Here is a 13,625-nt window from a genome sequence, read left to right on the forward strand (position 1 = left end):
GAGCTTTAAAGGAAGTTTTTACACCTTGCAAGTGAGAGTCATTCTCAATAAGCACTCGCACCGTTCCATTAACGTTTCGTAGGGCCGAACTGATGATCTCAACCCGCCAGGTGCTTTCCCTGTCTTCCGCGCTTGCCATGATCACCCTCCTCACCGGGCCTGTGCAGGCTCAGGATCGTGACACAGGCACCCAGGACCAGACCAAGGCAGGACAACGCAGCGCCTCCAGCCGCAGCAGCACGACAGGCACGACAAAACCTGCCGGGGCGGTACGGAAACAGGCGACAAGCACAGGCAGGTCATCATCGGGTGATATCGCGCTTCCCAGCGTCAAGGTGCATGGCGACAACGATCTGGTCGTGCCCCAGGCAAGCGCCACACTGACCCGCAAGGACATGCTGCGCGTCAATCCGACCGAGCCCTATATGGTCCTGACCGGGCTGCCTGGCGTGTATTTCGAGAATGACGGCTCTCCGTCTCTCGCCATCTCCATCCGTGGCATGCAGGATTTCGGCCGCGTGAACGTGATGGTCGATGGCGCAAGACAGGATTTCCAGACAAGCAGCCATGGCGCCAATGGCAGCGTCTATGTCGATCCCGCCCTGCTGGCTGGGCTCGATGTGTCACGCGGCACCGTTGCGACGGCTGATGGTGCAGGCGCCATCGCTGGTGTGGTGAACATGCATACGCTCGGCGTGGACGACATTGTCGACTCAGGCAAGCGCTATGGTGTGATGGCACGCGCGCTCGGCGGCTCCAACAATTATAACGGGTCCGGCATGGTCGGCGCCGGTGTGCGTGTACGCCCCTGGCTCGGTATCGCCGCTGCCTTCAGCATGCGCAGCTCCGGCAATTACGAAGATGGTGCAGGCACCCGCATTCCTGACACCTATCAGCGCATGCAGTCGGGTCTGTTCAAGATCGATATCAAGCCCGGCATGGATCAGAGCCTGACGCTCGGCACGGTGATCTATCACAACCAGTTCGGTCAGGGCACTGAGGGCATTGCAGGCGCCAACAAGATCCAGAACAACCAGGGCAATATCGAATATCGCTTCACCCCGCACGACAACAAGCTCGTGGCCCTGCACGTCAAGGGCTATGTCGTCTCCACGGGGCAGGATAACGCGATGCCTTCCTATCGTGCGCTCACCATCGCTGCGGCCAACATGACCAAATACAACCTGACGACACTCGGCTTCGAGGCCGATAACACGTCGCAGTTCGGTCTTGGTCCGGTTCTTGCCTCACTGAATTACGGTGGCGAGTATTACCACGACAAGGTCGATACAAAGGACCAGACGGGCTATGCCGGATCGACCCCTTCGGGCGGGCGTGGCGTCGGCAGCGCCTTCACACAGCTCGCACTTAACTGGAAGATCGTCCAGCTGACCGGTGCCCTGCGTTATGACAGCTATCACGCATCGGGCAGCGGCGTGAATCTCGCCTCGGGCTTCACCTCCGTCGCGGCCGGTGCCTTCCACAGATCGAGTGGATCGGATGCGGTCAATCCGAAAGTAACCCTGGCGGTCACACCGGTACACGGGCTTCAGCTCTATGGCAGCTACGGCCTTGGTTTCCGCCCGCCTGCCATGACCGAGCTGTTCATGGCCAGCTCACATCCCGGGCTCAGCTTCCTGAACTTCATCCCCAATCCGAATCTCGCCCCTGAGCAGACCTATGGCTGGGAACTCGGCGCCAAGCTGCATTATCGTGACGTGCTGATGGATGGTGACAAGGTCGAATTCGACGGCGACTATTTCGACACGCGCATCAAGAACTACATCGCCCAGACACGCGTGATCGGTCGCCCGGCCGCAGGGTCCTATATTCCGACATACGGCTATTTCTACCAGAATATGGCTGGCAATACCTTCACCCATGGTTTTGAGGGCCAGGCGAAATACGACAACCGCTTCGTCTTCGCGACCCTGTCCTACACCAACACCACGACCAAGCTGCCCTATGCTGATTACACCGGGTTTGGCGCGCTCCTGACCACGCCACCGCGCTCGGTGCTGGCGGGCACGGTCGGTGTGCATCTGCTCGACAACAAGCTTTCCATCGGCGGGCGCATCCGTGCAGCAACCCAGACGCTCGGACGCCCATCGAGTGCAACGGCGCTCTACCCCAAGCAGGGTGGTTATGTGGTGTTCGATCTGTTCGGGTCCTACCAGCTCACCAAGCAGATCCAGATGTTCGTCAATGCGGATAACGTGACAAATCGCCGCTACTACACCAGCGCCATCTCGACCATCCCGAACCAGGGACTCACGGTTATGGGCGGTCTGAGCTTCGCTCTGTCGCGCTGACCCGTCACAGTAACGTTACGTGCCCTTGTATAGCGGCACGGGCTGCGGCAGGAGCGGAGCAAAAAGCAAGGATCTGCCACCATGCCCGCCACCGAAACGCGCTCGACCCAAACCAGCCTGGAAGACAGGCTGGGGCGCTGGGTCAGGCGCTATCTGCACGGGTTCTGGGGCATGTTTGTGCTCTTCGTGCTCAAACAGGGATGGGCCTGTCTCTTCGGCGGGCTCCTTCTGGGCGCCATTCTCGCCTCGCATTATCTCTGGTCGCCAGACTGGCCGATCTATCGCTATGACGCGCTGTTCATCTTCGCTCTGGTGACTCAGGCCCTGTTTCTGCTGTGCGGTCTAGAGACGCGACAGGAGGCCATGATCATTCTGGTCTTTCATCTGACCGGCACCGCCATGGAGTGGTTCAAGGTGTCTGCGGGGTCATGGGCCTATCCCGAGCCCGGCTTTTTCAAGCTCATGCATGTCCCGCTGTTTTCCGGCTTCATGTATGCCTCGGTCGGCAGTTACATGGCCCGCGTCATCAGGGTTTTCGACATGAGCTTCGTCCCCTATCCGCGCTTTGCTCTTTCCCTGACACTGGCGCTTGCCATCTACGCCAATTTCTTCACGCATCATTTCCTGCCCGATCTGCGCTGGGGGCTCGTTCTGGCCACGCTTGTTCTCTATGGCCGCTGCTGGATACGCTATCGTATCGTGGGCGCGCATTTCTGGCGCATGAGGCTCCCTCTGGCGGCCTTTTTCTCAAGCATCGCCCTCTGGGTTGCAGAAAATATCGGTACTTTTACCGGGACCTGGCTTTATGCCCATCGGCACTTCACCTGGGTGGTGCATCCGCAGAAACTGGTTTCATGGTACCTGCTTCTCTATGTGGCTTTCATTACCGTCACCCTGCTCCTCCGCCCCGATAGGGCGACCACTGACAGAGCGTGAAACGCCGCCGACACAACAAATTGAGCCGAACGCGTCTCATCCTGACGACGGGCATGATTATCGCGGTGGGTCTTGTCTGCCGCCTTGCCCCTCTGGGGCTTGACCCATTTGCAAGAAAATGGAGCGGCTCGGTCTTATGGGGCGCGCTTTTCTGGTGCCTCGCCGCCTTCGTCGTGGGGGGCGACAGACGATTGTCGCGACTGACGCTCGCCATTTTTGGCTGTTTTGCGAGTGAGACACTCAAACTGGTCCATATTGCACCTCTGGATGCCTTGCGAAAAACCGCTGCCGGCGGCTTTCTGCTCGGACATGCCTTCTCCTGGTACGATATGGCGGCCTATCTCGCCGGCATCATTCTGATGGAGTTCGCAAGCGCTACATCCAGAATGAAAAGACGGTCTCGTCCATAGATCATCCGGGCAGTTGCGTCAGGCCGTGCGCCGCGGTTCGTGAGAGCGGTAAAAGACAAAACAATGACAGCAATATGACTGTTTTATTTCGGTAACGATTTAATAAAACCATAATACTGCATAAGAGATTATGTCGATATTTACGGCCCGTAATTCGATCACGAAGCGAAACGGCCCCAATCGATGAAACTCAGACTCAGCCTTGTTCTTTCCGCCAGCCTTCCGGCGCTGCTGATTGCCGGACATGCGACGAACAGGGCTCATGCTCAGGATAGCGCCCCAAGCCAGAAAGCTTCCGTTGCTGGCAAGACAACCAGCCATGCGACAGACAAAAAGACGGCCCGCCAGAAGGACAAGACAACGGCGCGCTCGAACGCTGTCGATGCCAGGACCCCTGAGTCGATCATCGTGCTCGGCGCCGGTCAGGCCCGCGAGACACAGACGATCTCGCGCACAGCCATTCAGGAATACACACCTGGCACCAGCCCCTTCAAGACGCTCTCGAAACTGCCCGGTGTGATGTTCACCTCATCAGACCCGCTGGGTTCCTATGAATGGTCACAGCAGATCATCATCCGTGGTTTCGATCAGAGCCGTCTCGGCTTCACCTTCGACGGCGTGCCGCTGGGCAATCTGGCCTATGGCAACGATAACGGTCTTTCGATCGGGCGTGCTCTCCAGACGGAAAACAACGGCCCTGCAACCCTGACCCAGGGTGCAGGTGCAGTCGGCGTTGCCGCCTCGAACGACCTCGGCGGTGCACTGCAATTCACCTCGATCGACCCCTCCGACAAATTCGGCGCCGATGTGAGCGGTACAATCGGCTCGGCGTCAACATGGCGCACCTTTACCCGTATCAATAGCGGCCTGCTCAAGGGAGGCGGCAAGTTCTACGTTTCCTACAACCATCAGGACGCGAATAAGTGGAAGGGCGATGGCGTTCAGCGCCAGGATCAGGCCAACGCCAAATTCGTCCAGCCTTTGGGCGAACATCTGAAACTGACCGTGTTCGGCGACTGGTCCAAGCGCGCTGAAAACGACTATCAGGATCTCTCCCTCTCCCAAATCAAGACCTATGGCTATAATCTGGACAATATCACCGGCAATTACGCGCTCGCCAAGCAGATTGCCTATGCTTATGCCAGCCAGAACACCATCCCCTTCCCCAAGGGGATCCAGAATGTGGATACGGTCTATTACAATGCAGGCGGCCTGCGTGAAGACGCGCTGGGCTATGGCAAGCTCGATTTCCGGGTCAATAATCGCCTTTCAGGCTATGTCATGGGCTACGGCCATACGAATACCGGCGAAGGTGTGTGGGTCACGCCTTATCAGTCGACGCCCGCACAGCTGGGAGGGTCACCCCTTTCCACACGCACAACAGAATACGACATCCACCGCGCCGGTTTTATCGGCAGCCTGACCTACAAGATTGCCAATCACAGCATTGAGGGTGGTTTCTGGTTCGAAAACAATAATTTCAATCAGGCGCGCCGCTTCTATCCTCTCGCGCTCGACGGATCGCCTTCTTCCATCCATTGGTATCGCGACAACGCCTTTGCCACGCAGTGGCAGAGCGCCTTCAACACCAAGACCTATCAGGTGCATCTGGGCGATACCTGGAAAATCACGCCAAAGCTGAAGGTCAATTACGGCTTCAAGTCACTGATCGTTGACAACACGGCGCGCGCCATGAACGGCAATTATCTCGGCACACCTGTCGCCACGGCCTATCCGTCAGGGTCGCTGAATGCCAGCAATGGCTTCCTGCCGCAGGTTGGCGCAAATTACCGCTTCAACCATAATCACGAGATCTTCCTCGACTACAGCCGCAATATGGCGGCCTTTGACAGCGCCCAGACATCAGGGCCGTTCTCGACCACGGTGGCAGGATTCCAGGCGCTGCAGGGGCGTCTTAAGCCTGAAATGTCGAATACCGAGGAACTTGGCTATCGCTATCATACCAAAACCTTCCAGGCGACGGTAACCGGCTATTACGTCCAGTTTGAAAACCGCCTTCTCTCGGTGACTCAGGGCGTGGGCATTCAGGGCAATGCCTCGGTTTTGTCGAATGTGGGTGGGGTCATCTCTCGTGGCATCGACACTGCCGTGAACTGGCAGTTTGCTCCGAACTGGTCGATCTTCGCTTCCTATGCCTTCAACAATTCCTTCTATCAGGACGATGTGATGGCGAATGGTACGGTTTCCGCCGCAATCAAGGGCAAGAACGTGGTCGGTATGCCGCGCAACCTCGCCAATCTGCAGCTCGGCTATGACGACGGCCAGATCTGGGGCAACGTCCTTATGCAGATCCAGGATCGTCGCTACTACACCTATACGAACGACGCCTATGTGCCGGCCAACGACGTGTTCAACCTGAATCTCGGCTACCGCTTCAAGAGCCATAATTTCTGGCTGCGCGGGCTTGATACCCAGATCAACGTCTCGAACCTGTTCGACAAGCGCTATGTCGCGACGGTGGGCAGCAACGGCTTTATCAATTCCGACCCTTCGGGCACGTTCCAGACCCTTCAGGCCGCGGCCCCGCGCATGGTATTCTTCACCATCCGCAAGCACTTCAACTGAGAGACGGATCAGCCAGCATGAAACCCAGCCGACGGCATTTTCTCAATCTCGGTGCTGCCGCCCTCGCTGGGGCCATGCTGCCTGAAAACCTGAAACAGGCTCTGGCCATTCCAGCCAACCGGGAAACCGGCACGATCAAGGACGTCAAGCACGTTGTTATCCTGATGCAGGAAAACCGGGCATTCGACCATTATTTCGGCACGCTGCGCGGTGTGCGCGGTTTTGGTGACCCGCGGGCAGAACGCCAGGCTGATGGCAGTTCCGTCTTTGCCCAGAAAGACGAGAAGGGCCGCGCTATCTGGCCCTTCCTGTTCGACACGGTGCATACCTCTGCCGCCTGCCTGAAAAGCCTCGACCATAGCTGGAAAGGCACGCAGGCAGCATGGAATGAGTGGGATAGCTGGGTACCGCACAAGACACCCATGACCATGGGGTATTTCACCCGCAAGGAAATCCCCTATTACTATGCCCTGGCGGATGCCTTCACGATCTGCGACGCCTATCACGCCTCGATCTTCGGGCCGACCAATCCAAATCGTCTCTATTTCTTCACCGGCACGAACGGGCTCGCTGTCGGTTCAGCGGGCAAGCAGGCAGTCGAGAATGTCGATGACGGCAACTGGTCTGCCGACATGGCCCATGACAACCCGAAATTCACGCCTTTCGACTGGACGACCTACCCTGAACGACTGCAGGAGGCCGGTGTTACCTGGAAATTCTATCAGGAATACGACAATTTCGGCGACAACCCCCTCGCCTCGTTCCGCCAGTTCCGCAATCTCGACCGCAAGGACTGGCGCTACCTGAACGCCCGCGCCATCGCCCCCGGCTCGAACAAGGAAAACATGCACGAGCTTGAAGGGCGTTACCTGCTGGATGCTTTCGAGCATGATGTTGCAGGAGGCACCCTGCCGCAGGTCTCATGGATCGTTCCGCCAGCTGCCCTGTCGGAACATCCCGAAGCCCCTCCCGGCTTTGGCGAGCATCTGATCTCGAAACTCATCGATATTTTCGTTCGTCACCCCGAGACCTGGGCCAAGACAGTCTTCATTCTGAACTACGACGAGAATGACGGCTTTTTCGACCATGTGCCACCGCCTGTCCCTGCGCTTGCGGGGCAAGGCAGCACCACTGTTTCATCCGCAGGCGAGAGCTATCATGGCGAGCCTGTCGGTCTCGGGCCTCGCGTGCCTGCGTTGATCATCTCTCCCTGGACAAAGGGGGGATGGGTCAATTCGCAGGTATTCGACCACACCTCGATCCTGCAATTTCTCGAAAAGCGTTTTGGCGTCGCATGCCCCACCATCACCCCCTGGCGGCGATCTGTCTGTGGCGATCTGACCTCCGTCTTCGATTTCTCGAAACCCGACGCTGAATGGTCGGCGAAGCTTCCCAATACCGACGACTATCTGCCACAGACGCGTCTTTCCTGCGCGCATCCGCCGCCGCTCGTGCCGTCGCAGGGCAGCCTGCCGATGCAGGAAGCCGGACAGAGGCCGAGCCGCGCCCTGCCCTATCGCTTTGCTGTCACCACCCATGCCGATGATCCGACAAAACTCACCTTCAGTAATACCGGCAGACAGGGTGTCGTTTTCCGTATTCGCCAGACGGGCATGGCAAGCCAACATCTGACGGTGCCCGCTGGCACGATCAGCCTATTCGCCTGCGCGCCTGAGGGTTTGGTCGAAATCTACGGACCAAACGGTTTCTACCGCCTTCATCGTCCTGCAAGCGGCGTGGCCCTGCTGCAGGAGGAAGGAGACAACAGCTTGCGGCTCGTCTTCTCGGTATCGAAGCCGTCCAGCAAAGAGACGGTCCTGAGCAATCTGTATAACGGCAGGAGTGAAGAGCGTCCGCTCAAGCCCGATACGCAACGCGTCGAGATTGTCGATCTGGGCCCCAGCCAAAACTGGTATCACCTGGAGTTGAAAGACCAGGCGGGCACGGTCCTGCTCGCACTGGCCGGACATGTCGAAAACGGATCACCGTCCCATTCTGATCCCCATATGGCCACAAGCCCGACAAGCCCGAGCTGAAAAGAGGCGCGTGTCATTTGGGATACGCGAGCGTTACAAGAGACCTGCATAAGCCTCGCGTCTGATTGACAGGGCGTGCGCGGGCAGTAGGGTCGCGCGCGATGGTTCCCGCTCGCCGGGATGAAAAGGGAACATGGTGCGATGCCATGACTGCCCCCGCAACTGTAGGTGAAGAGAGCACTGACAAGGGCCCTTGCGGCCCGGCCACTGGGTTTATCCCCCCGGGAAGGCATGTTGTTGCTTGGTGACGCACAAGTCAGGAGACCTGCCATCATCCATGGTCACGGACGAGAACTGATGGGCGGGGTGTCCCGGAAGTGGCGGGTGCAAATCTGCCCATCGTAGTGACGTGAACAGACCGGATAGATCCGCCACCATGCGCCCTCTGCGCCCCTTCAGATCGCTTCTTCTCGCAGGGCTTCCCCTGCTCTCCCTCCCTCAGGCCGTCGCGCAGGATCAGGGAGCGAATGATGAATACATTACCGCCCACGGGCAAAGCACAGGGCTCAATGCCCGGCCTGCCATCGGTGGCAGGCTCGGCCTGAGCCTGCAGCATAACCCGGCTTCGATTGCGGTGATCGACCAGAAGATCATCTCGCAGCGCGGTTACGCCCAGGCCGAACAGGCTGCCGATTTTGCACCGGGCGTCACTTCTGGCGGGTCACCGGGCAACCCGGCACAGCTCATGATGCGCGGGTTCAGTGGTAATCAGATCCTGATCCTGCGCGACGGGTTCTATTTCGGCCCCACCACCATGGTGAACCGGCCGCTGAACGCCTTCAATCTCGAGGCAGTTGAGGTCCTCAAGGGTCCGTCTTCCGTTCTTTACGGACAAGGCGCTGTGGGTGGCACGGTCGATATGCGCACACGCAGCCCCGACCCGGATCATGCGCATCTGGACACGCTGGTTTCCTATGGCAGCTTCAATACCTGGAATGCAGGCATTGGCGGGTCGATCCCGCTGTCACCGACACTGGCCATACGCAGTGATTTCAGCCGCACCTCGTCAGATGGCTACGTCAAGGGCGCTGATCCGCATAGCAATGACTGGACGACGACCCTGCTCTGGCATCCGTCACAGAATTTCTCGGCCCGACTGGGTATGGATTATCTGACAGATGAGCTTTCCACCTATTACGGCGCCCCTCTGGTGCCGGGCTCTGCCGTTCAGGATCAAGCCAAGGGTCTTCTGCATTCATCGAGCGGGCTGGTTGTCAGCAAGGCCTCGCTCTGGCGCAATTACAATGTTGCCAACCCGCGAGCAAGTTCGGTCAATGCCACGCCGACCCTGCATCTGAACTGGATCGTGAACGACCGGCTCACCCTGCATGACAAGGCCTATTTCTCCTATGCCAAACGGCGGTGGGACAATGCCGAGACCTACAGCTATATAGGTAGCGAAGGCGCAGTCGATGCCAGTAATGCCCCAATCGAGCCGGGGCGGATCGGGCGTGACCGGTTCTATGTCTATCAGAACCAGCATCAGATCGGTGATACGATTGACGCCCGCTTTGACTCCACGTTTTTCGGGTTGAAGAACCGTCTGGTGATTGGAGGAGACGCCTATTATCTGCGCTTCATCCGCAATCGTGGTTTTCCCGACGCCAGCTATGCCGACAGTGTCTCGCTGACTGACCCGGAAGGCGGCGCATTGGGCAATTTCGCCGGGGAGTATCCTTACCGCAAATCGCCAACCACCCTGATCGATGCCGGGCTCTTTCTGGAAGACACGCTTTCACTGACCCGCACTCTGCGTCTGGTTGGCGGATTTCGCTATGACTGGCTCTCGCTCGACCGCCAGAACTACAATCAGAACGGGCAATTCAACGCGGCAACGAGCTTCAAGGGCTATTACAACCCTGCCAATTTCCGTATCGGCCCGGTTTACGACATTCTGCCCAATGTCAGCCTCTATGGTGTGTATACGACTGCAGAAGATCCGCCAGGCTCAAACCTGTTCCTTGCCAACAAAGGGCAATTCAGCCGTCTGAGCCACTCGCGTCAGGGGGAAATCGGCGTGAAGGCAAGTGCGCTTTCGGGTCGGCTTGTCACAACACTTTCCTTCTTCGATATCCGACGCACTCGGGTTCTGGTTCAGACAGGTCAGGATTCTGTCTCGACCGCCGGGAGCCAGCATTCGCGTGGGGTAGAGGGTCAGGCCGATTGGCGTCTCGACCGCCATTGGAGCCTGTCCGGCAATATTGCCTACACAGATGCGCATTACGGCACATTCTATCCCGATGCCGCGACGGACGCCTCAGGCAATCAGGTGCCCAACGTACCTGCGGTAACCGCCAATCTCTGGGCTGTATGGTCGTCAGCGCTGGACCTGCCTGTCGATCTCGGCGCAGGCATGCGCTATGTCTCTGCGCGCAAGGGTGATTTTGCCAATACGCTCTCGCTCAAGGATTACGCCCTCGTGAACGTTTTTGCGGGCTGGCATATCCGCAAGGGCTTTACCCTGTACGGTCGCATCGACAATCTTGCCAACAAGCATTTCGTGCAATGGGCTGATACGAGCTATCCGTCCGAGGTTCTGATCGGCGCCCCCCGTTCCTTCTCGATCAGCATGCAGGCAGGGTTCTGACATCCCCATGGTCGCCTGAAGCGTCCTGTTCTCCGGTCAGAGGACCGGAGAACAGTGAAGGTCATCACGAAGCCGGACAGAACCCAAACGCCCGTCAGGCTGCATCTTGAGCGCTGGAAGGTGCTCTATCCGGCTTCACTGCCACGATCGGGAAGAGGGACATCAGACGCGCGACACGACGGGTCATGCGCGGGTGACTCAGAAAGATTTCGCGGCAAAACCCTGCAAAGGCGGGCATGAGTTTTTCCTGATCGATAAAGGCTGACGGACTCATCTCGTAGTTCAGACGCTTGGCACCACAGGCCAGCATCTGTAATGCGGTCAGGGCCTGGTTCTTATCCTCCAGAAGAAACGCACTTACCGCATCGCAGCTATATTCGCGGGCGCGCGAATAGGCCGGATAGAGAAAAGGCACGAAGAAAGCCGGATAACGGATGAAATGCTTCGCCGAATTGAGATGACCCAGCACGTGATGAGCAATTTCGTGCCCGATCACGAAGCGGAGCTGCGCATTGTCCTCAGCTTCGACAAGCGCTGAAGTCAACAGCACATAACGCCCACGCGACAGCCTAAGGGCGAGCGCGTTCATCACGCCGTGAGAATTATAGATAAAGGCTTCAGGCGCCGTCTCCAGACCGAGCTTCCGGCTGACATCGACAAAGATTGCATGCAGTTCCGGGAATTGCTGCTCTGAGAGCACCACCATGCTGCCAACCATCCATGCACGGAACAGGGCTGCCATGAACTTCATCATGACCCAGAGCAGCAAGCCGTAGATGACCAAGGCAATCAGCGCAGCAACCGGATTTTTCTGTAGGAAGACACTCAGAATGATCAGCAGCCAAAGTGCACTACCGATAACGGTCAGAGCCGCACCATATCCCTTTTCCTGGGGATGCTGGTAGATTGAGATATGCGGAGGCATGATTGGTCCTTCACGAGCGAACAATATAAGTAAACAAGTTTACACCTCAAACATAAAATAAATAGACGGAGAATCTTGAGGAAATATTTCCACCGCATCCGTAAGCGTGAAAAAACCAGCTACTATCTTCAGCCATTTCATGGCTTTTGACGTCAGGTTTGCGCTTTCTCTCTTATCCAAGCTATCTTTGCGTGAAACATCGAAAGGATGGGTATGAACGATCTGACGGCGGTCCTGGCAGATATCGGTATTTTTGTCTGTGTTCCCTGGGTGCTTTGGCGCCTGCTTGGCCGCGTCATACCCATTGCTGTTATTCCGATCCTGATTGGCATTATGGCCGCCGTCTGGCATCTACCGCTCAAGAGCCTCGGCATTCCTTCTTTCTATGGTGATACCATTGGCTGGATCGCCGTACTCGTGCTCGCCTTCACGGCGGGAATGGAGATGTGGCAGCACCCCGAGGGCCAGAGCGTAGAAAACGCCCTCCCGAAACCCGGCCTTGCACGCCTCCTGGGCGGTGCTGCCATGGCACTGGGTGGGCCTTTTCTGATAGGCACCATCCTCGTTTATTATTTCTTCCTGCCCCTCCCCGGCTGGCACGCGCCCGCTGTCACGCCCGGCATCGCTGCAGCGTCCATCGGTTTGTGCATCGCAGTCAGCGCCCTGCCCGTGCTTATCGGCATCGTCAGGGAATTGCCGATCGCCGACAAACCGATCGGACAACTGGCGCTCAAACTCGCGGTTATCGATGACGCCACGCTTTGGATCGGCCTTGCCTTGTTGCAGTTCTCTGCAGAGCGTCAGACTGCCATGCATAGCTGGGGCCTGCGCGAAGGAGGTGCGGCGCTTCTGCTCATCGCGCTGGCAACTTGCGGTTCACTGGCGTCACGCCACTTCCGCAATCCACCGCGGATACTTATCTGGGCTGTGGTGCCGCTTTATCTCAGCCTCGGATCCTGGGCGAGCATGACTCTGGGGCTGCACGAGCTGATCGGCGCCTATTTCGCCGGGGCCTTCATGCCGCCATCATGGGTACGACGCCTGCCCTTCGAGGCTATCTCGACTTTCGCACTGGTATGGGTAGCGCCTCTCTTCTTTGGTCATAGCGGGATGCGGATCAATGGCGACGCCTTGACCTGGCCTTCTGTCCTGGCCTCGCTGTCACTCGTCGCTATCTCGATCGTGGTGAAGATCGGCTCGATCTACATTTTCCCACCAACCGCGGGGCTATCGCGACGTCAGACACTAGGGCTTGGTGCCCTGCTACAATGCAAGGGCCTGATGGAAATCGTGGCGGCGACCATCCTGCACGAGCAAGGTATGCTCTCCGAATTCGCCTTCGCCTCGCTCATGGTACTGGCCGTTATCTCGACCCTGCTCACCGGACCGCTCTTTCACCTGCTCAAACCGAAAAGAACGGTCGCCCCCAGAGAAACATGAGGCGCGCCTTGCTCACCGGCGTCAGTAAACCGAGCTTTGGCAGGACAAGTGTAAGTTTTTCCCCGGATGAGGCAGATCGGCTGCGGGCATAAGGTGCCTCTTGATTATAAAGATAAGGGCGCGCGCGACCTTATGAGGCGAGACCAGCTTGCGCCCGCATGGTCTCTAGTACCCAAGCAGTTTTCTAACCGTGCACAATAAACCAGAGTGCTTCGATCTAAGGCACAAAATTTCTCTAAGCGCAGTCAGCACGTATCTGGGCGCAGACTGAGCTTCTGCGCCTGCTTCATACGGGCAAGCAGACACCGGAAAACGCGGCAAAAGCGACGCTCTTTGCCACTTCCTTTCTGGAGCAGTTTGCCCCTCTATCGCTGAGTGGTGGCTGGATTGACC

8 protein-coding genes and 1 riboswitch are annotated in these 13,625 nt (G+C 57.8%); of the genes, 7 read left to right on the forward strand and 1 reads right to left on the reverse strand.

The window, feature by feature from the left end; all coding sequences use genetic code 11:
- Positions 1–92 precede the first annotated feature (92 nt).
- The 6 genes from AA105894_RS11500 (at position 93) to AA105894_RS11525 (ending at position 10,867) form a co-directional block, all read left to right on the forward strand.
- Positions 93–2,312 (forward strand): TonB-dependent receptor domain-containing protein, encoded by a 2,220-nt coding sequence (locus AA105894_RS11500; protein ID WP_267311843.1) that lies wholly within the window; start codon positions 93–95, stop codon positions 2,310–2,312.
- Positions 2,313–2,393: 81 nt separating this feature from the next.
- Positions 2,394–3,248 carry a DUF817 domain-containing protein gene (locus AA105894_RS11505; RefSeq protein ID WP_267311844.1) on the forward strand — a complete coding sequence of 285 codons (855 nt, stop codon included), beginning with the start codon at positions 2,394–2,396 and terminating at the stop codon, positions 3,246–3,248.
- A gap of 20 nt (positions 3,249–3,268) precedes the next feature.
- A complete protein-coding gene (locus AA105894_RS11510) occupies positions 3,269–3,658 on the forward strand; it encodes a ribosomal maturation YjgA family protein (protein ID WP_267311845.1) in 390 nt (129 codons plus the stop codon).
- Between the two features lie 183 nt (positions 3,659–3,841).
- Entirely contained in the window at positions 3,842–6,244 is a 2,403-nt protein-coding gene (locus AA105894_RS11515; RefSeq protein WP_267311846.1) for a TonB-dependent receptor, read from the forward strand.
- A gap of 17 nt (positions 6,245–6,261) precedes the next feature.
- Positions 6,262–8,280 (forward strand): phosphocholine-specific phospholipase C, encoded by a 2,019-nt coding sequence (locus tag AA105894_RS11520; protein ID WP_267311847.1) that lies wholly within the window; start codon positions 6,262–6,264, stop codon positions 8,278–8,280.
- 85 nt (positions 8,281–8,365) lie between these two features.
- Positions 8,366–8,567, forward strand: a riboswitch (cobalamin riboswitch).
- 89 nt (positions 8,568–8,656) lie between these two features.
- Positions 8,657–10,867, forward strand: a complete 2,211-nt coding sequence (locus AA105894_RS11525; RefSeq protein WP_267311848.1) for a TonB-dependent receptor — start codon at positions 8,657–8,659, stop codon at positions 10,865–10,867.
- A 94-nt stretch (positions 10,868–10,961) separates the two neighbouring features.
- On the opposite strand, the gene AA105894_RS11530 is transcribed toward AA105894_RS11525, so the two are convergent.
- Positions 10,962–11,792 (reverse strand): M48 family metallopeptidase, encoded by an 831-nt coding sequence (locus AA105894_RS11530; RefSeq protein ID WP_267311849.1) that lies wholly within the window; start codon positions 11,790–11,792, stop codon positions 10,962–10,964.
- A gap of 213 nt (positions 11,793–12,005) precedes the next feature.
- Between AA105894_RS11530 and AA105894_RS11535 the strand changes: the two genes are divergently transcribed.
- On the forward strand, positions 12,006–13,232 hold the full coding sequence (locus AA105894_RS11535) for a cation:proton antiporter (protein WP_267311850.1): 1,227 nt from the start codon (positions 12,006–12,008) through the stop codon (positions 13,230–13,232).
- Positions 13,233–13,625: the final 393 nt, after the last annotated feature.

Source organism: Asaia spathodeae NBRC 105894, assembly GCF_025994195.1.
GTDB lineage: Bacteria > Pseudomonadota > Alphaproteobacteria > Acetobacterales > Acetobacteraceae > Asaia > Asaia siamensis.

Coding starts and splice junctions, on each gene's coding strand:
- AA105894_RS11525 (WP_267311848.1), top strand. CDS start 8,657: ATGCGCCCTCTGCGCCCCTTCAGATCGCTTCTTCTCGCAGGGCTTCCC.
- AA105894_RS11500 (WP_267311843.1), top strand. CDS start 93: ATGATCTCAACCCGCCAGGTGCTTTCCCTGTCTTCCGCGCTTGCCATG.
- AA105894_RS11515 (WP_267311846.1), top strand. CDS start 3,842: ATGAAACTCAGACTCAGCCTTGTTCTTTCCGCCAGCCTTCCGGCGCTG.
- AA105894_RS11520 (WP_267311847.1), top strand. CDS start 6,262: ATGAAACCCAGCCGACGGCATTTTCTCAATCTCGGTGCTGCCGCCCTC.
- AA105894_RS11505 (WP_267311844.1), top strand. CDS start 2,394: ATGCCCGCCACCGAAACGCGCTCGACCCAAACCAGCCTGGAAGACAGG.
- AA105894_RS11535 (WP_267311850.1), top strand. CDS start 12,006: ATGAACGATCTGACGGCGGTCCTGGCAGATATCGGTATTTTTGTCTGT.
- AA105894_RS11530 (WP_267311849.1), bottom strand. CDS start 11,792: ATGCCTCCGCATATCTCAATCTACCAGCATCCCCAGGAAAAGGGATAT.